We start from the raw sequence: 23,841 nt of genomic DNA, 5'->3' as shown, positions 1-23,841 counted from the left end.
CGTGAAGTTACAGTCAATTCAAATCTCCGGATTTAAATCATTTGCCGATCGAACGGTCATTGATTGTCAGGAGGGCTTAACGGGAATTGTTGGTCCTAATGGAAGTGGAAAAAGTAACGTCATTGAAGCCATTCGGTGGGCGCTTGGTGAGCAATCAGCTAAGCAACTGCGGGGCCAAAAAATGAAGGATGTTATTTTCTCTGGTTCTAACGACCGACGTCCTCTAAACCGAGCGGAGGTTAGTTTACTATTCGATAATCAGGATCACTACCTAGCGACTGATTATGCGGAAGTTAAAATTACCAGACGGTACTACCGAAATGGTGAAAGTCACTATCTTTTAAACGACCAAGAGTGTCTCTTACGAGATATTCAAGGGCTTTTTTTGGATACGGGACTGGGAGAAGGTTCCCTCTCAATTATTTCCCAGGGAAACGTTGATGAAATTCTAGCGGGAGATACAGGACAACGACGAGCTGTAATTGAAACGGCTGCTGGTGTCTATCGGTATAAAAAGCAGAAAACGGATGCAGAAAAAAAGCTCGCTGATACCCAAGCTAATGTTGATCGTGTGTCAGACATTGCCCATGAATTAGCCAAACAGCTAGAACCATTACAAACCCAAAAGCAGACCGCCGAACTTTATTTGGAAAAAAATAATCGGTTAGAGCGGCTGCAATTTACCCAGTTTGTAACTCAAAAACAGCAGTTACAAACCAAACAGCAACAAACCAAGCTGCGGTTAAAAAAAAGCACGGCAAGTCAGCAGCGCCTAACGGAACGGATTGAACATCTAACCACTCAAAAGCAGACCGTGAATCAGCAATTAAAGCGTGGACATCAAAAACAAGATCAGCTTCAGGAGCAATTATTAAACGCTACTAAGCAACTGGAAATGGCTACGGGAGAAGCTAAACTGCGGAACCAGCAGTTAGAATTTAAGCAAACTCAGTTAACGGAATTACGACAAAGACAAGAGCAACGGCAGCACCAAATTAACCAGTTGACCGAACAGCAGCGCACCGCTCAAACTGCTGAACAAGCAACCAACGCGCAGTTACAAAAGTTAGCCCAAGCAATTGAAGCTAGTGAAGCGACAATTATGTTAAAACGGGTGGAAGCAGAAGAGGCTGATTTAGAACAAGCGCAAAGTCAGTACGTAACCTTGATGCAAAAATTAACGAGCCAAAAAAATGATTTACGCGTGGCAGATCAGTTGTCAGAGCGACAGCAACAAGCCTATCGAACCCAGCAGCGACAACTACAAGATTTGGAAACGGAAAAGCAGCGACAAGCTACCGAGTTGGAAGCCGCTACGAAGAACGTAGCAGCTTTAAAACAACGGGTAACTGCAGCTCAGACACAACAGCAGCACTTCAAAGCCCAAGTAGATGAGTTAGCAAAGCAACAAGAACAGAACCAACAAGCCTGGTACCAGCAGCTCCGGGAATTGCAAACGATTAAAACCGAATGTGATAGCTTAAAAAATATGGTTTTAGGTCATAATAATTTATACCGGGGAAGTCGAAATTTGTTGCGCCATCAACAGGAAATACCTGGGATCTTAGGGCCAGTGGGAGATTTCTTACAGGTGGATGATCGCTACTTACGGGCCATTGAAACTACCCTAGGAGGAGCATTGCAACAGGTGGTAGTTGATACAGTTGCCAACGCTCGAACCGCAATCCGCTTTTTAAGTCAACATCAGCTAGGGCGAGTCACCGTTCTGCCCCTTGATGCGCTCAACGAACGGTTTGTTAATCCAAGTTTATTACAGATTGCTCGGACCCAACCTGGCTTTTTGGGAGTCGCTGCTGATCTAGTGACCATGCCATCCCGGATGCAACGGGTAAAAAACCATTTATTGGGCAACGTGATCATTACGGATACCTTACAAAATGCGACTGCTATGAGCCAGCAACTGCGGCGGCGGGTAAAGATTGTGACGTTAGCTGGTGAAGTCGTGAATGCCGGTGGTTCGATTACCGGAGGACGGAATCAACGAGATGAAAATGGGATCTTGAGCCAGAAACAACGATTACAAAAGTTAGAACAGCAGCAAACCAAGTTACAAACCCAATTGGATCAGCGCGAACAAAAGTTAGCGCAGCTTAAACAAAAGGAACAACGAGTGCAAGCACAACGCGATGATTGGTACCAGCAAGAATCAGATCAGACGGCAGAGTTAAAAGTTCAGCAACAACGGGTTACTCACCTAACGGAACAGCTACAGCAACAAGAACGAGAAATTGCAGCTGCTCAATTACAAATGAAACTTGATTTTACGGATGATAATGAACCAACGACTGTTGATGAACAGGTCATTAAACAAACCGAAGCGGAGCTCGAACAAAACCAAGCTACGATTCAGCGCTTAAAACGGGATATTCAGGCGCACAAACAGCAACAACAGGATAGTCAATCGGTATTAATGGACCAACAACAACAAGTAAGCCAGATTCGAGAACGGTTAAATCAAGCGCGGGCGGAAAAGCAACGGATTGTGCAACAGCTGCAAGCAGAACAGCAAGCAGCTGACCAAGAACAACGTAAGTTAGCACAATTGCAACAGGAATTAGCACAACTGCAAGCCGAGCAACCGGTTGCGCCTGAGCAGTTGCAAGCAGAGATTCAAACTGACCAGCAACAACTCGCAGAACTAAAACGACAGCTAACTGCTGATCAAGCACAAGGAGAAGCTGTTGAAACAGAATTGAATCAAAACCAGCAGCAACTCGCAAAAGTGCAACAAGAGCGGCACCAATTAGAAGTGGACGTGCAACTAGAAGACCAGCAACTAACTAAGTTACAAACCCAATTAGAAGAGTTACAAAATCATTCCCAGCAACAACTGCAAGTGGTTGCATTAGAAACGGAACTGCTTAAACGGGAATTAGCTGAAGTGCGAGCCCAGATTACTGAATTAGGTCCAGTAAACGTGGGCGCAATTGCCGCATATGATGAACTAAAAGAACGAGCGGACTTTGTAAACGACCAGTTAAATGATTTATTAGCAGCGAAGACCGAACTTTTAACCATCATGAACCAAATGGATCAAACCGTGAAAGAACGGTTCCAAAAAACCTTTACGGAGGTGGCGAAGGCCTTTGGGACTGTATTTCGGCATATTTTTGGTGGGGGTGAGGCCAAGTTAAAACTTGCTGATCCGCATCATTTGCTGACTACCGGGATTGATATCTTAGTAAAACCACCGGGAAAACGTTATCGTGATCTAAGCCTGTTATCAGGAGGAGAAAAAGCCCTAACCGCGTTAGCGTTACTATTCGCAGTTTTACAGGTGCGTCCGGTTCCGTTTGTCATCTTAGACGAAGCAGAGTCGGCATTAGATCCCGCAAATGTCGATCGGTTTGCCCAGTACATGCAAAAATTAAAGCAACAGACCCAATTTATTGTAATTACCCATCGGAAAGAAACCATGGTCTATGCAGACCAACTGGTGGGAATAACCATGCAGGATTCGGGAGTTTCAAAATTAGTATCTGTAAACTTGGATGATACAAAACAAAGGAGAGAGAACGATGGGGCTATTTGATATCTTTAAACGGAAAAACCGACATAATCAAGAAGGACCAGAAAATCAATCTGCTTCAGAGAGTACCGCAAAAGACCAAACAGCGACGTCTGAATCGGTTACTAGTGAAGTAACATCAACAACGGTTGCTGCAAGTGATCAAGCAACCACAACGGTAGAGAGAAATTCAACTGCTGAACCTGAAGCGGTAACTCCGCAAGAAAAAAGCACGACTACTGAGGATGTAATCTCTGAGGATCATGATTCAGCTAGTGCTTCAGTCGCTGAATCTACCACTAGTTCTGATACTGCAACCTCAGAGTCAGTTTCTGTAGCAGAATCTGAACAATCATCGGGCACTGAGAGCGAAAGTAGCAAACCGCAAACGGAACCAGATGCAGAACGAAAATATGAACATGGATTATCAAAATCACGATCTTCCTTTGGACAAAGCTTGAACCGGTTATTTGCTAACTTCCGTTCGGTGGATGAAGATTTCTTTGATGACTTGGAAGATACGTTGATTCAAGCCGATGTGGGGGTCGAAACGGCCACGTCAATTAGTGATCAACTTCGAGACGCAGTTCGACTAAATAACATTAAGAATCGCAATGAAGTTCAGAATTTCATTGTCCAAAAACTAGTAGAAATTTATGATGTTCCTGATCAACAGTCAATGAAATTAAGCGAAAATCCGGACGGACCGACTGTCATTTTGATGATTGGAGTTAACGGAGCTGGGAAGACAACCACGATTGGAAAATTGGCTAATCAGTACCGACAAGAGGGGAAAAAGGTGCTCGTTGCAGCGGCTGATACCTTTAGAGCCGGAGCCATTGAGCAGTTAGCCGAATGGGCCCGCCGCGATCACGTTGACATCGTCCAAAAGCCAGAGGGCAGTGACCCAGCTTCCGTGGTATTTGATGCGGTTAAACGAGCCAAAGACGAAAACTATGACATCTTGTTAGTGGACACGGCCGGACGGTTACAAAATAAAGTAAACTTAATGAAAGAGCTGGAAAAAATGAACAAGATTATCCAGCGGGAAATTCCGGGAGCTCCACAAGAAGTCCTCTTGGTAATTGATGCCACCGTTGGGCAAAATGCTCTGACCCAAGCTAAGTTATTCCGGGATGTTGCTGACATCACTGGCATTGTTTTGACTAAGTTAGATGGGACCGCTAAGGGTGGCATTGTGTTAGCAATTAAACAAGAACTAGGGATTCCAGTGAAGTACGTTGGTTTAGGGGAAGGAGTTAATGACCTCCAAACCTTTAATCCAGAAGAATTCGTCTATGGTCTGTTTAAAGGCCTAATTAAGGAATAACCATGGAAACTGATTTTAATGCTAAACTAGCAAAAGATAACCGGATTAACGCGTTGTTTGATTTTTATGGGAGCTTATTAACGCCCAAACAGGCAGATTACATTCGCCAGTACTATGCTGATGATCTTTCTCTAGGAGAAATCTCTGAGAACTTTAACGTCAGTCGGCAAGCTGTGTATGATAACATTCGTAGAACGGAACTGACGTTAGAACGGTACGAAGAACGGATGGGATTGTACCAAAAATTTGGGGCGCGAAATCAAATCATTGACCAACTAAACCACGTCATTCAGACTAGGCATCCTGATGATCAGGAATTAAATCAGTTAATTAACCGGTTAGAACAACTAGAAGAGAACTAAAAGGAGTAAACATGGCATTCGAAGGTTTATCAGAAAAATTACAAAATGCTTTTAGAAATTTACGGGGCAAAGGCAAGATTAGCGAGGCGGATTTACGCAGTACGATGCGGGAAATTCGACTAGCGCTGTTAGATGCCGACGTTAACTTTACTGTGGTCCGCAATTTTGTTAAAAAGGTGCAGGAAAAAGCAAAGGGAGAACAGGTGCTAGAAGGCCTGAATCCAGGTCAGCAAATCGTTAAGATTGTGGATGATGAATTAACCGAAATGATGGGGGGGTCAGCCACCGAATTAACGAAGGCGCCTAAGATTCCAACGGTTGTAATGATGGTTGGATTGCAAGGGGCCGGGAAAACGACCACGGTGGGGAAATTAGCGCACCGACTTAAAAAAGATGATCAGGCCCGGCCGCTGTTAATCGCAGCTGATGTTTACCGGCCGGCGGCCATTGATCAATTGGAACAAGTTGGAAAACAAATTGACGTGCCGGTCTTTTCAGAAGGCACAGACGTAGACCCCGTTCAGATTGTTCAAGATGGACTCGCAAAAGCTCGTGAAAATCACAACGATTACGTTTTCATTGATACCGCTGGTCGGTTACAAATTGATGAAAAATTGATGCATGAGCTGGAACAAATCAAAGCCGTTGCTAAACCAAACGATATCCTGTTAGTGGTTGATGCTATGACCGGGCAAAATGCAGTGGAAACTGCCCAGGGATTTAACGATGATTTAGACATTACTGGAGTTGTTTTAACCAAGTTAGATGGTGATACTCGAGGTGGAGCCGCTCTATCAATTAAAGCTGTGACTGGAAAACCAATTCTCTTTACCGGTCAGGGAGAAAAGATGGACGATTTGGATGTTTTCCATCCCGATCGAATGGCATCTCGGATCCTAGGAATGGGAGACGTTCTGTCGCTGGTTGAAAAGACTCAGAAAAACGTAGATGAACAAAAGGCGCAGGAATTAGCCAAAAAAATGCGGGAGAATTCCTTTAACTTTGACGACTTTTTAGATCAACTCCAACAAATTCAGAACATGGGTCCGTTAAAAGACATTATGGCTATGATTCCAGGAATGGCCAATAATCCCGCTCTTAAAAACGTGGAAATGGATCCAAAAGACCTAGAACGAATTAAAGCTATGATCTACTCCATGACCAATGAGGAACGGGAAAATCCGGAGGTCCTTAATCCATCTCGTCGTCGTCGAATTGCCCGTGGTTCAGCCCAACCAATTCAGATCGTCAACCGTATGATTAAGCAATTTGATCAGATGAAGAAAATGATGAATCAAGTTTCTAACGGAAACATGTCTGGGATGGAAAACATGATGCAAGCCGCTGGTATGGGTGGCGGAATGGGAGGAAAACTTTCCAACCTAGCGATGAAGCGAATGAGTCGGAAGATAAAGAAAAACAAACGGAAACGTTCCAAAAAACGGAAAAAGTAATAGTGTAAAGAAAAAACCCTTTACATTACTTTTTATTCTTGTTAAGATAGATATCGTTAAGAAAACTTGAGGAGGTGTCATTATGTCTGTTAAAATTCGTTTGAAACGAATGGGTTCCAAGAAAAATCCATTTTATCGAATCGTAGTTGCTGATTCACGAAGCCCTCGTGATGGTCGTTACATTGAAAATGTGGGAACTTACAACCCATTGATTCAAGAAAACCAAGTAACTTTAGAAGAAGAAACCATTTTGGATTGGTTGCAAAAGGGTGCTAAGCCTTCTGATACAGTACGCAACATTTTGTCAAGAGCCGGCATCATGAAGAAGTTGCATGAAGCCAAATTAGCTAACAAGCAAAAATAAGGCTCATCATGGTAAATTTTGACAATTTAATTACAACCATCATTAAACCGTTAGTGAAGTTTCCTGATGACATTAAGATTGATCATCGCGAAACAACTGAATTTCATGAATATATCTTAACTCCAAATCCCCAAGATGTTGGACGAGTGATTGGTAAACGGGGTCGAGTAGCACAGACCATTCGTGCCATTGTTTACAGCGTTCACGTTCCGGACCACAAACGAGTTAAACTAATTATTGATGACGGTAAATAATAAAAGAACTCTTAGATAAAACCCGGTTTTATTTAGGAGTTTTTTTAGCACAAACGATAATCAAAAGGAATTTATTGGATATGGATTACTTAGAGATTGGAACGCTTGTTAATACACAGGGAATTAAAGGGGAAGTTCGGGTGTTACCTAAAACGGATTTTCCAGAGGTTCGTTTTCAACCTGGAGAAACGATCTATGCCTTTCCGAAACAGGGACAACCGGTTGAACTAGAAATTGACCAAGCTCGCAAGCATAAGAATTTTATTTTATTGCATTTTAAAGGGCATCCCTCCATTAATGACGTTGAATACCTGAAACCGGCAACCCTTAAAATTGATGCAGCCAAGCAAACTGAGGCCCCGTTACAGCCTGGAGAGTATTATTACAGCCAAATTATTGGCTTACGGGTTGTTGACGAAACGGGCCGTGAATTAGGAACAATTAAAGACATTATGGATTTAGGTTCAAATGATGTTTGGGTTGTAGACCGTCCGGGGCAAACAGATTTACTCTTGCCCAAGATTGATGATGTGATTAAGAACGTTGATTTAAAGAACCAAGTTGTGACCGTTGAACTACTGGAGGGACTGGAATAAATGAAGATTGATGTATTGAGTTTATTTCCAGATACGATTAACGGCCCCTTACACGATTCCATCCTAGGAAAGGCGTTAGAAAAGCGACTTTTAGAGGTAAACGTCACCAATTTTCGGGACTTCTCTGAGAATAAACACCATAACGTTGACGATACTCCGTATGGTGGGGGCGCAGGGATGTTGTTGCAGGCCCAACCAATTGTTGATGCGGTAGCAGAAACGCAACGCCAGGCACAAGCTGAGGGACTTTCCCAGGGGCGAGTAATTCTTACTGATCCGGCCGGAAAACATTTTGATGAGCAGGTAGCCGTCGATCTGGCTCAGTCAGATCATTTAACCTTTATCTGTGGCCATTATGAGGGATTTGATGAACGGGTAAAATCCGTGGTGACCGATGAGTATTCGATTGGTGATTACGTCTTAACCGGAGGCGAATTACCGACGTTAGTCATGATTGATGCTATTTCTCGCCTAATTCCGGGAGTGCTCGGAAACAATGAATCAGCCGTTGATGATTCATTTGCGACTGGATTATTGGAAGCCCCTCAGTATACTCGTCCTGCTAATTTTCGCGGTGCAACGGTTCCGGATGTGTTAATGAACGGTGATCACCAGAAAATTGCGGACTGGCGGTTAAAGGAATCATTACGGAAAACCTACCTACATCGGCCCGATTTAATTGATTATCACAAGCTTTCACCGCGAGCAAAAGAGTTGTTAGCCGATGTAAAAATTGAAGAAGAACAGGATTAGGCTTTCTTTAATTAAAGTTATATGGTATATTATTAGTTAGTCGTGAGACTAAAATACAACAGTATTCCGCTGTCGGAAAGATATGAATGCTAGTTAGGAGAATTGATATGCGTCAAAACAAGCTGATCGAAAAGATCAATCAGGAACAATTACGTTCTGACATTCCCGAATTTCGGGCTGGTGATACTGTAACGGTATCAGTTAAGGTTGTCGAAGGTGACACGGAACGGTTACAAGATTTTACTGGTGTAGTTATTAAACGCCGCGGTGCTGGTATTCAAGCTACTTACACTGTTCGTAAAATCAGTAACGGAATTGGTGTGGAAAGAATTTTCCCATTAAACTCACCTCGAGTTGCTAAACTTGAAGTTGTTCGTCGTGGTAAGGTTCGTCGTTCAAAACTTTACTACTTGCGCGATCGTCAAGGAAAAGCTGCTCGGATCAAGCAATCATTCAAAAAACGCTAAAAGAAAAACGGTTGGAAATTTTCCAACCGTTTTTTTGTTGGCTTTAGAAACATGTTATGCTAGTAATTAAATTGAATTAATTGGTTACAGGAGGATTATTAAAATGGGGTTCTGGATTTTTTTAGGCATCGTTATTATTTTAATGTTGCTGGAAGAATTTGTTTTAACCGATACTAAGTATTTTTGGATTGGTGGGATTATTCCGTTAATTGGGACGATTGGAATTATTGCTGTAATGATTGTGACGCATAGTTACTCTATGAGCGATCTTTTTCATGCCCTGATTGGTATTTTTGTGTTATTGATTTTTTGGGGTACTGGTGATGATCGTCACCGCAAGAAAGTTAAGCGCGCAGAAGCAGAACGATTGGCGCATGATGCAAAGGATGAGTAAGTAATTCAAATTACCAAATAAATGCTGATTGATGGCATAAGAAAAAGAGATTGGATTGCCAATCTCTTTTTTGTTTTTATGATTTAATTTGTTCTCGCTGCTTTTTCCGTAAGCCAACTTCATACATTAACCATCCAATTAATCCAAAGGCGACGGGGCCAAAGATGGTCCAAAAAGCGGTTTGATAATCGTGTTCTAACAGTGGTTCAACGGCTGTAAATCCAATTCCTAAAACTAGAATAATCAGAATGACAGTTACGACCACGTTCGTCATGATGCGATTCTTGTAAAAAACAAAGGGACGCTCAATGTTAGTTAGACGTTTGAAGAATGGAAAGGCTCCCACCAAAAAGAGGTATGGGAATGTGCTAGAAATATTGGCCATGTCGGTTAAGATCAGATAGAACTTCTGGGCTCCCGATCCACTAAACGAGATGGCAAAAATTACGACGGCCACCGCAAGGGCTTGTAGCCACATTGCAAAGGCCGGCATACCATGGCGATTGAGTTTCGTAACTCGTTGGGGCCAGATTTGGGGATCAGAACCTTCAATAAATGATTTAATGGGAGAGTAAATTAGGACAAAGAAGGAACCCAAATAAGCAAGAAACATGCTAAGTCCGGCAAAACGGGCTAGCCAGTTACCAATTATGATGGCAATTGGATGGGATAATCCTAATGATTGGGCAAACACAAAACCAAGGTTATTTAACAGAACGTAGGTAATGTTTCCCAGGTTAGCCTTGCCGTTTCCTAAAACGGCGTGCCAATTAGCAGTTACTCCTGCAAAGAAAATCGTTCCTGAGTAGATGATGGCCATTAGGACTCCAGCAATCATAACCCCCTTAGGGAAGGTTTGCTTGGGATTATCAACTTCATCAACGACTCCACCCATGGATTCCATTCCCCCATACGCGAAGATGGCATAGACTACAAAGGATAGCAAGGCAATTGGAGTGGAAAAAAGGGGATTCGGAGATTGAATAAAAGAACGCATCCCGTGAATTGGTTCTGCTAGTTGACCATGATGGAAAATTAAAACGATCACCGATAAAATCACAAAGACAATTGGAAGCAGGAGGGTAAAAAAGCCACCCACGTTTGCGATTTTAGCAATTTGTTTAAATCCTTGAGTTGCGCACAAAGTGATGACTAAAACCCAAATAATTCCGAGAATTCCCACGGTTTGCATTGGCGTAAATAGATTAAACAAACGCCAGGTATTAGTTTTATCTGAGCCAAAGAAGATGTTAGAAACTGGGATCCAAACCTTACTGGAGACTGAAATCATCCAGATAATCCAGGCCGCTAGCCAGATAAACGTTCCAATAAAAGCAAGCCGTTCGCCAATTGAATTCTTAAGCCAGGAATAGATTCCACCTTTCGCATCACTAAAGGCAGAACCATATTCGGCAAACATTAAACTCGAGGGGAGGAAAAAGACAAGGGCTGCAAAGGCGTACCAAATGATACTAGCATAACCCATTTGATCGTAGGCTACAGTTACGTTGGCAAATCCAAAGATGGCGGAAAAAATCATTAAAACCAACGAACCGGTTTTCATTTTTTGGTTAGACATTCATCAATTTCCTCCCTATAAATTTAAGTCTTGATGGTAGTTTAAGGGAGACAAATCAGCAGACGCCGTGATTAATTGAGTAGCTAACGTTTCAAACCGACTTAGAGCTAAGTCTGCAGCCCGTTTACTAGCCTGGTTGGCTAATGCAACTAAATCATTGCTAGTGGCAACTTGAGTTTGGGTTTCATTAATGATTTGGCGGTAGCTCTGCCGGAGTTCTGCTTGGACATCATTTAATGGACCAATCAAGCGGTGGTAGTGAGCATCAACTAGAATTCCGACTAACTTAAAGGACCAGTATGCTGATTTTCGGTCATAGTCGTGACCAACTGGATATTGATAGGCAGCTGGGACTTCACTAATTCCAGCAAAGAAAGGAACAAAGGTACTTTCAGCCCCGACTCCCATTGAGAGCCAGTGAATGCCACCAATTTCAGTGGGAAAGCTTCCGTCTAACTGAAGTACGTGGGATTCCTGGGTTTTAGCAAAACTCATTGGGCGGAAGCGATGTTTACTGAATTCATCACCAGTCCCAACCGGATCAAATGGAGTTCCTTGATAGTGAGAACTCAGTAATGCTTGCACGTCGGTAGCGGAAATTAAGCGACTACTCTTGCGCAAAAACGGCAGATCTTGAGAAGTTGGTTCCTGGTCAATTTCAGGATTAAACATTCTTTGTCCATACCAAACACGTGGCGTGTTGTAATAGGTATCCATCTCAGATCTCGTTCCAAAGATGTGTCGGAAATTGAAGCCATGTCGATCAGGATTAAGGTGATTGTCAGTTACAAACTGTTCCAAATTAGGTGACCACTGGAAATTAACTTGGTCGTTAAAATCCACCTTTTCAATGGCCATTTGATTGGCTACCACCGCATAACAATCATCGGGAATCCGTTGGGCGACCCACTGATGGCCAGACCCAATTTCAAAATACCAAACTTCCTGGGCATCAGAAAAGAGAACGCCATTAGTTTCACTAGCTCCTTTGGTGCTCACAATTTCTCCAAGGCGTTCTACTCCAGCTCTTGCTGATTGAACGTAGGGGAGAACCACAGTAACCATTGCTTCTTCACCAATGCCATCTGGAACCAGGGGATCACACCCTAACACGGCATCATTAGCATAGGTACTTTCCGTTGCACTCATAGCCACGCCGTGCTCATTAATACCGTCTTCTTCGAATAAGCCTTCACTGTTAGTCCACTCAGGAGTGGCCGTGTATTTAGCAGCTACTTGGGGTAGTTCTAATTGAAAGCCATTTGCAGTGGAATGAAAAGTCACTGGTTCTTTTGTGACATGATGTTCATGAATAACAAAGCGCTTCGGCCACGCCGCTTTAGCATCTTCGTTGCGACCAATTAAGGTACTCCCATCAACGGTCGCATTTTTCCCGACTAGCATACTAGTACAGGCTGAATAATTTGGTTCTGTCATTTTGTGATACTCCTTCATAAATTTAGTTCCGCATCTATTTTACACTTCTTCCCTTTAATCTCGAAGGAGAGCGCTTACTCCGGGTTGGGCAGAACTAGCCGAAAAGGTTATAATAAGGATTGAATTTTAACGATGAGGTATGTAATGAAAAACGAACAGTATATTTTAGCCATTGACGAAGGGACCACCTCCGTCCGGGCCATTTTATTTAATCATGCGGGACAAATTGTGGGGCAAGCACAGCGCTTAATCCAGCAATCTTTTCCTCATCCCGGTTGGGTGGAACAAGATCCGTTAGAAATTTGGAATAATACGGAAACGGTCATTTCTGAGGTATTGTTTCAAACGGAAACGCCCCCCTATAAAGTACGAGCCATTGGCATTAGTAACCAGCGTGAGACAACCGTGGTTTGGAACCGCAAGACCGGTCAACCAATTCATAATGCAATTGTCTGGCAATCGAAGCAAACAAATGAACTAGCTCAACGACTTAAGGATGCTGGTAATCAAGATTTAATTCAGCAAAAAACGGGGTTATTGATTGACTCTTATTTTTCAGCAACCAAGATTCAATGGTTGTTAGATGAAGTTCCTAAAGCCCGACAGCAAGCCGAAGCTGGTGATTTGCTGTTTGGAACCATTGATACGTGGTTACTTTGGAAACTAACCAACGGTCATGTCCATGCAACGGATATGACTAATGCTAGTCGAACCATGTTGTATAACATTCATACTCTAGAATGGGATCAAGATTTATTAAAATTATTAAATATTCCCAGTTCGATGTTACCGACCGTCCATGAATCTAGTCATTTTTATGGATATACCCAGGAATTTACATTGATGGGGGTTCAAATTCCGATTACTGGAATAGCAGGGGATCAACAGGCCTCGTTGTTTGGGGAATTGGCTTTAGAACCGGGAATGACAAAAAATACGTATGGTACCGGTGCTTTTATCATGATGAACCTTGGGCAAACACCTCGACTTTCAGAGCATGGGTTATTAACCACGATTGCTTACGGGTTAGACGGGCAAGTAAGCTATGCCTTTGAAGGTAGTGTTTTTACGGCTGGAGCAGCAGTCAACTGGTTAAAGGATCAGCTTAAACTAGTTCAAGACGTCACGGAGACTGCCGAACAGGCCCAAACAGCAGCCCCTAACGATCAATTATACGTAGTCCCAGCGTTTAACGGTTTAGGGGCTCCTTATTGGAATCAAGCAGCTCGGGGTGCCATCTTTGGCATTACCCAACAAACGGATGACAAACAACTGATTAAAGCAACCCTAGAATCATTAGCCTTCCAAACTCGAGATGTTTTAGAAACGATGACCAAAGAAACCGGACTGCCAGTTAAATCATTAATGGTTGATGGCGGGGTGTCTAAAAATGAATATTTGATGCAATTTCAAGCTGATATTTTAGGGACAGAAATTACCCGGGCCCCGTTAACGGAAACTACGGCATTAGGCGTTGCTTATTTAGCCGGGTTACAGGTGAAGTATTGGCCTGATTTAGCAACCATCAAGGAAATCACTCGAACGACACATCGTTATCAACCGCATTTTTCTGTAACCCAACGTGATGCTCGATATGCTGGTTGGCAGCGAGCAGTTCAAGCCACTCAATTATTTGCGGAGGACAAGCATGATTGAATTACCAACGTCATTTAAAGCTAAATATCAAAAACTGCTGGGAGACCAATTTCCAGCCTTTTTACAGAGTTTTGCGGATGCACCGCAACATGGGTTTCGGATTAATCCCTTAAAAAGTCCGGCAACTCTTTCAGTTGATACCAGTCGTCCCATTCCGGGGCTCGATCATGCTTATTATGGGAAGGTTGCCGGGAAAACACCAGAACATCAAAGCGGCTACGTTTATAATCAAGAACCTTCTGCGATGTTAGTGGCAAAAGTCGTTAATCCCCAGCCGGGAGAACGCGTCTTAGATCTCTGTGCTGCTCCTGGAGGAAAATCAACCCAGCTTGCGGGAATGATGCAAAATCAGGGATTACTCGTCGCCAATGAAATTAATCGGGGACGAGCTAAAATTCTTGTGGAAAATCTCGAACGATTTGGGGTTCTCAATCCATTAATTTTAAACGAGACGCCGGCTCACTTAAGTAAAGCCTTTCCTGGCTATTTTGATAAAATTCTTGTCGATGCACCTTGTTCTGGAGAAGGGATGTTTCGGAAAAATCCTGAGGCAACAACCTACTGGAATCCTAACTATCCAATGGAGTGTGCCGTCCGACAGCGAGAAATTTTGATGGAAGCCGTCAAGATGCTCAAACCAGGGGGACAATTAATCTATTCTACTTGTACCTTTGCCCCCGAAGAGGATGAACAAATCATCGCTTGGTTACTTGAAAATTACCCATTGCAAATGGTACCATTGCCCAAACAAAAAGGCATGAGTAGCGGGCAACCTAACTGGGCCGATGGCAACGAAAATTTGCAGGATGCAATTCGACTCTTTCCCCATTTATTTGCAGGAGACGGACATTTCATTGCTAAACTGCAAAGTACGGCAACGACCACGCCCAGCAAGATTAAGAAGCAGGCGGCGAATGCGACCGGTGCCGAACGAAAAGAGTGGCAACAGTTTACAAAGGATAATTTACTTAATTTTCCGGTAGGTTCCTTATTGCGTTTTAAAGAACAACTCTATTCATTTAACCCAGCAATCCCGAATTTAAAGGGATTACGCGTGATGCGTCCTGGAACTCCGTTAGGAACGTTGAGGAAAAAGCGAATTGAACCAAGCTATGGATTAGCCATGATTTTGCGACCAGAACAAGCACAACGAACGCTGGCAATTAGTTATGAACAATGGCAGCAATATGTGCATGGTGATACTTTTGCAACTAATTCCACGGCGGCGAAGGGGTGGACTCTGTTGCTTTACCAACAAATGCCGGTGGGATTTGGAAAGGTTGTCAATGGAACCGTTAAGAACTTTTTCCCTAAGGGACTGCGGTTTCAGGCCGAAAGAAAAGGATGAGCATTAGCTCATCCTTTTTAGTTTATTTTTAGTGAAGCTGGCGCTGGCGAAGGTAACTTTCCAGATTAGGACTTAGAATTACCGGTCGCTTTCGCAATTCTGTGATATTGTGGACGCCAAGTGCGGTGAAAATGGCCTGTAATCCGTAAATCCAATCGTTAATCATTTGCACGGTTGCAGCCACGCCATTATCGATTAGATTAGTTAATATTTCGCTTGCAATGCCAACTGCATCTGCCCCTAAATACAGAGCTTTAGCGATTTCTAGGGGATTAGTAATTCCACCAGCTGCTACTATCTGTAAATCAGGTACGTTATGAGATTCATACAGGGATTGGACGGTGGTTAGTCCCCACTCCTTAAAATAATCCAATTCTTTACGAGGACGACGAAAATTTTCAATCTGGGCAAAGTTAGTGCCCCCTGAACCGCCAACGTTAACCGCAGCAACACCAATTGCTTGCAGTCGCTCCATGGTTTGTTGATCAAGTCCAAAACCAACTTCTTTGACGATTACCGGAACAGAAACCGTTTCAATTATTTTTTGGAGATTGGCGAGCCAGTGGAAGTTCCGATCGCCTTCGGGCATGACGAGTTCTTGCACGACATTAATGTGAACCTCCAAAGCATCCGCTTGAATTAAATTAATGACAGCCTGCGCTCCGGTCGGGGAAACACCGGCGCCCACGTTGCCGAGAATCATTCCCTGGGGATTAACAGCTCGAGCAACGGTAAAGCTCTGTGAACAAGAAGGGTCCTTTAGAGCCACGCTGGCACTGCCGAGCGCCAGTGCCACACCTGTATCTTTAGCAATTTGCGCTAACTGACGGTTTAATTTTTCGGTATAGGGACTTCCCCCGGTCATTGCTTCAATGTAAAAGGGAACGTCGAGCTTGTGACCCACAAAGGTCGTTGTAAGGTTGACGTTATCAACTGCCAGTTCTGGTAATCCATTGGGAATGAACTGGAGATCCATAAAACCAGCTTGTGAGGGTTGATGAAATTTTTTGGCCAGGGAAACGTGTTCATCCTTGCGGTGCGACTGACGATTAATCACGGCATCCTCCTTTAATAATTGTAAATTGAGAGATCAAGTGGTTCAATTCCAGCCGCTTGCCAAGCTTGCTTCAAGCCAGCAATATCACAATTTTCCTCAATCAAGACGATGCCGCAATCGCCACCACCAGCCCCAGAGGTTTTGGCCACCCCACCAAATTGTTCTGCAATTTCAATTAGTTTAGTCAACTGGGGCGTTTCAATGGACACACCGGCTAATTGACTGAGCGATTGGAGCAGTTCCCGATTTCGTTTAATGTTTTGCATGATGAGTTTAATGTTATTTTGCCGAAAACCGTTGGTAATTTCACGAACGCATTTATTGCTATCATGCAAAAACTGTTCGTAATGAACCCCGTGTTTTCCTTTTTTTAACTCTACTTTATCAATCAGTTGGGAGGTGGAAGCAGGAGAACCCGTCCAACCCACCAAGAAACGTAGAACCTTAGGAATCTGCAGGGGGGTAATCTCTAATTTGGGCCACTCTAGTTTTAATAATTCTGGCAGGGCAATTTTATGTAAAAATTCAGAGAGCCACTGCCGGTCAAAGGAACTATAGGTAATTAAGCCCCCAAACACACTTGAGGCAACGTCACCAAGGGAACCGTTCCCTTGGACGCTAAAGTGAGCAATGGCAGCCAATTTAAACAACTGTACCTTACTAACATTAAGATGATAGAGCTTACAGAGCGCTTTAATCGTAGCGACCGTTACCGCTGCTGAGGACCCTAATCCATATTTTTTACCGGTTCCACTGTCAAGTTCACTGTTGACACTAAGATGATACTTTTTGGTGTTTTTTCCAAGCGCCTGAACGTAATCCTCTGTGATTTGAATGGCGGAGATAATGTATTGAAAGGGATTATCCCGATCGTCAACGACCATGCGCGAATCAATTCTTTCCCAATGGACAAGGTGATTCTCATACTGTTTGGAAGTAATGGAACACTGCTCTGTATTTTCCGTGATAGTTACGGTGACGAACCGATTTACTGCTGCAATAATAGCCGGGTTCCCGTTTTCCACCACAGCATATTCACCGGCCAGATATAATTTGCCTGGGGTGCTTATTTTAATCAATACGATTCTTCTTTCTACTTGAGATATTGAACCCCCGGACCAGGAGCAGCCACAACTACTTTGTCATTACCAAATGCAGCCTGCAAAGTAGACAAAACGGAAGCCCGGTTCTCTGGTTCTACTAAGACTTTGACGTTTGGTCCAGCATCCATCGTGAAGTAACACGGAATACCATTAGCCCGTAATTGCTGCACTAACCGCATCGCTTTTAAAGAGTCAGCTGCAAAATAACTAAAATCAGGACTAGCACTAAGGGTTAAAGCATGCATCCGCATGGCATTTTCTTCTGCAATGCGACCCAACTGTTCGAAGTCTTTGGTTTTAATTGCTATTTTAATCTTTTTTAAGTCTTGTTTGCAAAGTTTTTCCCATTCTGCGTAGTACGGAGAAGTAGCTTGCGACAGTTGCATCCCTTTAGAACTGCTAATTTTTTTGGGTTGTTCGTCAATTAAAATGGCAAGAACGTTTAAATCCCAGTAGTCTTTGGGTGCAACTGGAGTCGCAAATGAAGTGCGATCGCCAATCCCACGGTGCCATTCCACAAAGCCACCGTCAATGGACCGAGTGGCAGATCCAGATCCTCGTCTAGCCAAGCGTGATAATTCGCGGTGGTTTAAACGCATTCCACTGGCCCGACTGGCAGCCGCCGCTAGTGCCGCAAACCCGGATGCAGAAGAAGCTAGTCCAGCTGCAGTGGGAACGTTATTGGTAGTTTGAACACGCGCCTTTGTTTGCATTCCGGTCTGCGTACGAACCACGTCTAAAAAATTTGTGATTCGACGAGCAGCAGCTTGATCTAAAATTTTGCCGTTAAAACAAACCTGATCACTAACCAGGCGCTCATCAAACTGAACACTAGTATCTGTATAAAACTGGTTTAAAGTGAGAGAAAGACTGTTTGTGGTCGGTAATTTGAGGCGCTCATCGCGTTTTCCCCAGTATTTTATTAGGGCAATATTAGTGTGGGCCCGGGCTTTGGCATACTTATTCATGACGATCCTCCTGTGGGTTTAAGTCTGCTAGTGATTGAATCCAAGTTTGATGGGCTCCCTGTTTTTGAAGGTCACTAGCAATGTGTTGCGCACTTGGATAATCCGGAGCTAATGCGATAATACAACCACCTAAACCACTACCGGTTAGTTTAGCTCCTAAGGCACCGGCCCTGTTAGCTGTAGTGATTAGTTGTTCAATTTCTGGGGTACTAACGCCAAGGGTCGCTAAAATTTCCTGAGCTTCCGTTAGGTTTTTCCCCGTTTGGATCAAGTCCTGCTGGGCCAGGTTTTCTTTTACCCGCTCAGTTAAAGTCCCCAGACGAGTGATTAATTCCTCACGGACGGGGTCAGCAGTTAAAAATTCGTGAACCTGAGTAACAGCTGTTTTGGTGTTACTGGCCCGACCAGTATCTGCGATTATTAGGAATCCAGTGAGGGGAGGGGTAAAGTCAATAAATTGTTGTTTTTCAAATAAAATCGGATGATTAGCATTGACCGTTTGGGCATCAATACCACTGGGATTTCCGTGGGTGATGTGTTCTTCGATATCAGTATATTTAGTTAATTGCTCTCGAGAAAGGGGAACCTCAAAGAAATTAAAGTAACTTCTAATGATGGCGCTGGCAATGGCAGCCGATGATCCCATTCCTCGTCCCAATGGAATGGTGCTGTTAATCGTTAACTCTAACGGAATTTCCGTTGGATTCAATTCTACCTGTAGTTGATTAAGTAACGTTGTGATTCCGGCCATTGAGGCTGGAAGGCCAGTAACTTTGCCAGAGTAATAATCACTGCAAATAATTGTTTCTGATTGGGGACTTCTCATAATGGTAGCCGTCACGGTTGCTTGGGGGACGGGAAAAACAATTGCTGGTTGTCGATAAACGGCGCTATGTTCACCAAGAAAAATTACCTTGGCGTGGCTAACTCCCGTTGCTTTTTTTTTCATTTCAATCGCTCGCTTTCTTATCAGTCTTATTTTACCATAGTCAGAAATAAACTTCGTTCTGGAACTTAGCCCCAAGTAACCCGTTTTAGTGGTATTTGTAGTAAAATGAGCGTAGTTAGAAACGAAAGTAGGAATGCCGTCATGGACTCAAATTCAAAATACGCGGTGGTGGATATGGAGACCACGGGAACTGATTTACGCCGGGATGATCGCATTATTCAATTTAGCGTGAGTTTTGTGCAAAACGGCCAGATTAGTTCTACTTTTTCCACGTACGTAAACGATGGGGTCCCCATTCCCGCTGAAATTACAGAATTAACCGGGATTAACCAAGCAACAATTAAAACGGCCCCCAGTTTTGATCAGTTAGCTCCTCAAATCTATCAAATGCTTAGTGACACTGTCTTTGTGGCTCACAACGTTAACTTTGATTTTCCCTTTTTAAATCATCATTTAGAACGAGTGGGCTTTCCAGCGTTGGAGATTGAAGCAGTAGATACGGTTACGCTTAGTCAAATTTTCTTTCCTACGTTAACTAGTTATCGGCTCAGTGATTTGAGTGCTCATTTTCAAATTCACCACCAGCATCCTCATTCGTCAGCTAGTGATGCAGATGCAACCGCACAGTTACTATTATTGATTGCACGGCGCATAAAAAAACTACCGGTTCTTACTTTACAATCATTGCTGGCGTTATCGTTAAAACTGCCGCAGCAAACTCATCAGTTCATTGAAATGATTGCTAGTCAAAGGAAAACCAGAGAACCACTACCATCCGGATTAACTGAAGTAGAAGGACTAGTGTTAAAACGGCATCGGTCCTTGGCTACTGAACATCACGACCGGTTGACTAAATTCCCGTTAGCCAAAAAGCAAAAGGAGCGTGCTTTTGCAGGTCAACTGGAATGGCGGGCTTCGCAAAGTAAAATGATGAATCTCATTTATCGCAACTTTGCAGCTGGGAAACAGCCCGCCCGAAATTTGCTGATTGAAGCCCCCACCGGTAGTGGAAAAACCCTAGGCTACCTATTGCCACTCGCTTTTTTAAATCAAACTGGGAATCAGGTTGTGATTAGCACCGCTACCATCAGTTTACAGGAGCAACTGCGGTTGGTAGTCCAAGAACAGCTAAACAATCTGTTGGGCTTTCACCTGCAGACGGTGGTTTTAAAAAGTAGACGTCATTATCTGGATCTATCGCGGTTTGCTACAGCGTTGATTGCAGATGATGATAATCATCTGTCACAATTTAGTAAGGCACAAATGTTAGTCTGGCTTACAGAAACAGAGACGGGAGATTTGGATGAACTTCACATCCCCCAAAATGCTGCTGTGTTACAACAGGTAAATTACCAAGTAACTCCCCAATTTACAGAAAGTGAATTTGGAAATTATGATTTTTGGCACTGGCAGTTACAAAGGTTACAAACAGCGGATGTAATCATCGTTAATCATCACTATCTTTATCAGAATGCAGAACATTTAAAGCAACAATTAAGCGGACAGCCATATCTCGTGGTTGATGAAGCTCATCATTTACCTGAGGTAGCTTTTGCTGCCCAACGGCAAGAATGGTGGCTCGGAGCCATTAAGGCTAATGTAAGTCGGGTTCGTAACGATGTTTTTCAGACTCATGAACGGAATCTAACTGAGATTGTACAATCACAGCCACATTTGCGGGCTAATTTGCAACGACTAATGGATGTCTTAACGCGGATTGAAGAATTACAGCAAACTTTATTGCAGACCTTACTGGAACAACTCCAAATTCGGTTTACCGCTCAGGCCAACGTTGTGAGCGTTAGTACTGCCAAGATCAATCAATTTCAAGAACAGTTTCAAGCTGATTTGCAACGGCAGGTTAACCTACAACGACGACTCGAACAACTTTTGCAGACCATTAACCGAGAATTGAGTCAGATGGGTGAACAGTGGGTAGCATCTGAATATGAAACATTTTTACATTTTAATGACCATGTGCAACGAGTGTTACAGGGATTGACTGAAATGAAGCAGTTCTTGCAAGCGACTGCTAAGCAACAACATGCAGAGGGACTGTGGCTCCGTTATGGAGAAGATCATGATCCGAATAACATGCGCTTAGAATTAGCGCGCTTTGACACAAGCACGCGGTTACAGAAGCAAATTTATCAATACTTTCAACCAGTGATTTTTACAGGAGCAGTTCTTTTTACGTCTAAAAAGTCCCAGTACATTTATGATCAACTTGATTTACGCCGCAGTAATACGCGGATGAAACGACTAGCTGCAGATTTTGACTATCAAAAGCAAGTTCAACTCATGATTACTGAACAAACCCCAATGCCAGCTGGAGTGGAAAATGAGGAATACGTTGCTTTTGTTGCAAACTCCATTCAAAAGATCTACCACGCTCAGCCAGTTCCAACCTTGGTACTTTTCAACTCGTTGGAATTAATTCAAGCGGTTTATTCTAAATTAAGAAGTCAACCGGGGATTGGGATGCTATTAGCTGCTGGAATTTCTGGCAGTCAAAGTAAAATTTTGCGCCGGGCCGAAGGGAAGAAAGCTCCGATTATCTTAGGAGCAAATGGATTTTGGGAAGGAGTCGATTTTCCGGCCCACTACTTGAAATCGATTATTATTCCCCGGATTCCGTTTTCGGCACCAGATAGTCCCTTAATGCAAGCCCGGTCGAATTATTTAAAGCAGCAAAATAAAAATCCCTTTACTAGCTACTCGTTGCCACATGCCATCATTGAAATGAAACAAGGAATCGGGCGATTGCTGCGGCGTAGTGATGACTACGGGATCATTACCATTCTTGATAATCGAATTTTAACGAAGCGATATGGGCACCAAATTTTAACAGCATTGGAAGAAAATTTAACGGCACAAACTGGTTCAATTACTACGATTCAACGGCAGCAAAAAGAATTTTTAGCAAACCACAAGCAAACCAATTGATTTGTTATAATTAACTTATAGTGCGCTTATGGAAGGAAACGAACATGCGAGAAGAAAGAAAACGAAGGATGCAAGTACGTCGTTTGGTAAGTTGGATAGTCGGTGTGTTAATCGCAGCGGTGATTATTTTATTTTTAATTGTGTTTGTGGCGAAGTTGCCCCAAAAGCATACTTTAAAAACTGCCAATCAATTAGCGGAACAGCACGCCCGCTTCCACAACGTGCAACGGACTTATAAAGCTAACATTGGGAAGCCTTACTACACCGTGATGGGTCAAAATAGTGCTAATCAGCCGGCTTATGCCATTGTGAGTGGGGACTGGAAACGCATTCAAGTGATGAAACAAAAGGACGGTCTTACCGCTGAAAATGCAAGTGCGATTGCGAAACGACAAGTGAAAGGCCAAGTGACGAATGCCGGAATGATTCCGTATCAACAGAAGCCGACTTGGGTAGTTACCGTTCAAAACGGAAAACAACTTCACTACGTACTTGTGAACTTTAAAAACGGCAAAGTTGTGAAAAAAATTAATTTGTAAATGGGGGATTAGAATGAGCAATCCACTAGCAGAATACTTAAATTCCGGATCAATTAATGTATCCGGTTTTTTATTAACTAATTTAGCAACGTTGGAAATTAGTGCCGCTGAGTTAACCATGCTATTAGAACTACGTTACTTTCGTAACCAGGGAAATCGATTTCCAGCTGCTAAAATACTGGCTCAAGCAACTGGTTTTTCTGAAAGCGAAACCTATGAGTTGTTGCATCAATTGGTGAGTAAAAAATTGATTGCTATTACTACCAGCGGCGACGGAAAAGATGAATATAGTTTTGCTCCTTTAATCGCTAAATTAAATGAGTTACTTAACCAAAAACAGGATGCGGAACCCCAAGTAGTCCAAACTCCAACCACTAATCAAGAAAGCATTAGCGATCGAGAACAAACTTTCAAAATGATTAATCATGAGTTTGGGCGGATGTTATCTCCAATTGAACTGGAGATGATTAATGGTTGGTTTGAAAAGGATCATTATTCAGCAGAATTAGTTCAGTTGGCTTTACGAGAAGCAGTTTTAAATCAGGTCTATAATTTAAAATACATGGATCGGATTTTACTGAACTGGAAAAAGCAACACATTCAGACTGCAGCTCAGGTAGAAGCACAGCGGGAACGACGACAACAACAAACTGCTAAACCCAATGAGCAAAATCCTTTACCAAAGGTACCATTGTTTAAGATTAAAAAAGATCAGAACTAATTACATTACAAAAAGGGAGCTCCACTTTCAAAGTG

Annotated in this window: 21 protein-coding genes; 15 read left to right on the top strand and 6 right to left on the bottom strand. The window is 43.1% G+C overall.

Features of this window, described 5'->3' with window-relative positions; translation table 11 throughout:
• Position 1: 1 nt before the first annotated feature.
• The 10 genes from smc (at position 2) to M3M39_RS05255 (ending at position 9,503) form a co-directional block, all read left to right on the top strand.
• Positions 2-3,553, top strand: a complete 3,552-nt coding sequence (gene smc, locus M3M39_RS05300; RefSeq protein WP_252796835.1) for a chromosome segregation protein SMC — start codon at positions 2-4, stop codon at positions 3,551-3,553.
• Positions 3,540-4,859: a signal recognition particle-docking protein FtsY gene (ftsY, locus tag M3M39_RS05295; protein WP_252796834.1), complete on the top strand. Its 1,320-nt coding sequence runs from the start codon at positions 3,540-3,542 to the stop codon at positions 4,857-4,859. Before smc ends, ftsY begins: the two co-directional genes overlap by 14 nt.
• A 2-nt stretch (positions 4,860-4,861) precedes the next feature.
• Positions 4,862-5,221, top strand: coding sequence for a putative DNA-binding protein (locus M3M39_RS05290; protein WP_252796833.1), 360 nt, complete (start codon positions 4,862-4,864; stop codon positions 5,219-5,221).
• A gap of 11 nt (positions 5,222-5,232) precedes the next feature.
• Entirely contained in the window at positions 5,233-6,675 is a 1,443-nt protein-coding gene (gene ffh, locus M3M39_RS05285; protein ID WP_252796832.1) for a signal recognition particle protein, read from the top strand.
• 82 nt (positions 6,676-6,757) lie between these two features.
• Positions 6,758-7,039 carry a 30S ribosomal protein S16 gene (rpsP, locus tag M3M39_RS05280; RefSeq protein WP_252767229.1) on the top strand — a complete coding sequence of 94 codons (282 nt, stop codon included), beginning with the start codon at positions 6,758-6,760 and terminating at the stop codon, positions 7,037-7,039.
• A gap of 8 nt (positions 7,040-7,047) precedes the next feature.
• The gene (locus M3M39_RS05275) at positions 7,048-7,293 is read left to right on the top strand and encodes a KH domain-containing protein (protein WP_252796831.1); all 246 of its coding nucleotides are present in this window, start codon (positions 7,048-7,050) and stop codon (positions 7,291-7,293) included.
• Positions 7,294-7,373: 80 nt separating this feature from the next.
• Positions 7,374-7,889: a ribosome maturation factor RimM gene (rimM, locus tag M3M39_RS05270; protein WP_252796830.1), complete on the top strand. Its 516-nt coding sequence runs from the start codon at positions 7,374-7,376 to the stop codon at positions 7,887-7,889.
• Positions 7,890-8,642, top strand: coding sequence for a tRNA (guanosine(37)-N1)-methyltransferase TrmD (trmD, locus tag M3M39_RS05265; protein WP_252796829.1), 753 nt, complete (start codon positions 7,890-7,892; stop codon positions 8,640-8,642).
• A 107-nt stretch (positions 8,643-8,749) separates the two neighbouring features.
• Positions 8,750-9,109, top strand: a complete 360-nt coding sequence (gene rplS / locus M3M39_RS05260) for a 50S ribosomal protein L19 (protein WP_252796828.1) — start codon at positions 8,750-8,752, stop codon at positions 9,107-9,109.
• 103 nt (positions 9,110-9,212) lie between these two features.
• Positions 9,213-9,503 (top strand): GlpM family protein, encoded by a 291-nt coding sequence (locus M3M39_RS05255; RefSeq protein ID WP_252796827.1) that lies wholly within the window; start codon positions 9,213-9,215, stop codon positions 9,501-9,503.
• Positions 9,504-9,579: 76 nt separating this feature from the next.
• On the opposite strand, the gene yjeM is transcribed toward M3M39_RS05255, so the two are convergent.
• Both yjeM and M3M39_RS05245 read right to left on the bottom strand, forming a co-directional pair.
• Positions 9,580-11,082, bottom strand: a complete 1,503-nt coding sequence (gene yjeM / locus M3M39_RS05250; protein WP_252796826.1) for a glutamate/gamma-aminobutyrate family transporter YjeM — start codon at positions 11,080-11,082, stop codon at positions 9,580-9,582.
• A 15-nt stretch (positions 11,083-11,097) separates the two neighbouring features.
• Positions 11,098-12,519, bottom strand: a complete 1,422-nt coding sequence (locus M3M39_RS05245) for a C69 family dipeptidase (protein ID WP_252796825.1) — start codon at positions 12,517-12,519, stop codon at positions 11,098-11,100.
• Positions 12,520-12,663: 144 nt separating this feature from the next.
• On the opposite strand from M3M39_RS05245, the gene glpK reads away from it, so the two are divergent.
• Both glpK and M3M39_RS05235 read left to right on the top strand, forming a co-directional pair.
• Positions 12,664-14,175 carry a glycerol kinase GlpK gene (gene glpK, locus M3M39_RS05240; protein WP_252796824.1) on the top strand — a complete coding sequence of 504 codons (1,512 nt, stop codon included), beginning with the start codon at positions 12,664-12,666 and terminating at the stop codon, positions 14,173-14,175.
• Positions 14,171-15,523, top strand: coding sequence for an RsmB/NOP family class I SAM-dependent RNA methyltransferase (locus M3M39_RS05235; protein WP_252797981.1), 1,353 nt, complete (start codon positions 14,171-14,173; stop codon positions 15,521-15,523). Before glpK ends, M3M39_RS05235 begins: the two co-directional genes overlap by 5 nt.
• 28 nt (positions 15,524-15,551) lie before the next feature.
• Here the strand turns inward: M3M39_RS05235 and fni are convergent, their stop codons facing one another.
• Genes fni through mvk form a run of 4 tightly spaced genes read right to left on the bottom strand, consistent with a single transcriptional unit; the run spans position 15,552 to position 19,600 of the window.
• Positions 15,552-16,580 (bottom strand): type 2 isopentenyl-diphosphate Delta-isomerase, encoded by a 1,029-nt coding sequence (gene fni / locus M3M39_RS05230; RefSeq protein WP_252796823.1) that lies wholly within the window; start codon positions 16,578-16,580, stop codon positions 15,552-15,554.
• A gap of 11 nt (positions 16,581-16,591) precedes the next feature.
• Positions 16,592-17,659 (bottom strand): phosphomevalonate kinase, encoded by a 1,068-nt coding sequence (locus tag M3M39_RS05225; protein ID WP_252796822.1) that lies wholly within the window; start codon positions 17,657-17,659, stop codon positions 16,592-16,594.
• A gap of 14 nt (positions 17,660-17,673) precedes the next feature.
• The gene (gene mvaD, locus M3M39_RS05220) at positions 17,674-18,651 is read right to left on the bottom strand and encodes a diphosphomevalonate decarboxylase (RefSeq protein ID WP_252796821.1); all 978 of its coding nucleotides are present in this window, start codon (positions 18,649-18,651) and stop codon (positions 17,674-17,676) included.
• On the bottom strand, positions 18,644-19,600 hold the full coding sequence (gene mvk / locus M3M39_RS05215; protein ID WP_252796820.1) for a mevalonate kinase: 957 nt from the start codon (positions 19,598-19,600) through the stop codon (positions 18,644-18,646). The genes mvaD and mvk overlap by 8 nt, the downstream gene beginning before the upstream one ends.
• A 141-nt stretch (positions 19,601-19,741) precedes the next feature.
• On the opposite strand from mvk, the gene M3M39_RS05210 reads away from it, so the two are divergent.
• The 3 genes from M3M39_RS05210 to M3M39_RS05200 are packed head-to-tail and all read left to right on the top strand — an operon-like array spanning position 19,742 to position 23,806.
• Positions 19,742-22,546: a helicase C-terminal domain-containing protein gene (locus M3M39_RS05210; RefSeq protein ID WP_252796819.1), complete on the top strand. Its 2,805-nt coding sequence runs from the start codon at positions 19,742-19,744 to the stop codon at positions 22,544-22,546.
• A 44-nt stretch (positions 22,547-22,590) separates the two neighbouring features.
• Positions 22,591-23,085 (top strand): PepSY domain-containing protein, encoded by a 495-nt coding sequence (locus M3M39_RS05205; protein ID WP_252796818.1) that lies wholly within the window; start codon positions 22,591-22,593, stop codon positions 23,083-23,085.
• Positions 23,086-23,098: 13 nt separating this feature from the next.
• Positions 23,099-23,806, top strand: coding sequence for a DnaD domain-containing protein (locus M3M39_RS05200; RefSeq protein WP_252796817.1), 708 nt, complete (start codon positions 23,099-23,101; stop codon positions 23,804-23,806).
• The last annotated feature ends 35 nt before the right edge of the window (positions 23,807-23,841 follow it).

Origin of the sequence: Fructilactobacillus hinvesii (genome assembly GCF_024029435.1) — a bacterium.
Taxonomy (GTDB): domain Bacteria; phylum Bacillota; class Bacilli; order Lactobacillales; family Lactobacillaceae; genus Fructilactobacillus; species Fructilactobacillus hinvesii.
Note: the sequence above shows the minus strand (reverse complement) of the source record. Positions and strands in the feature narration are given on the sequence as shown.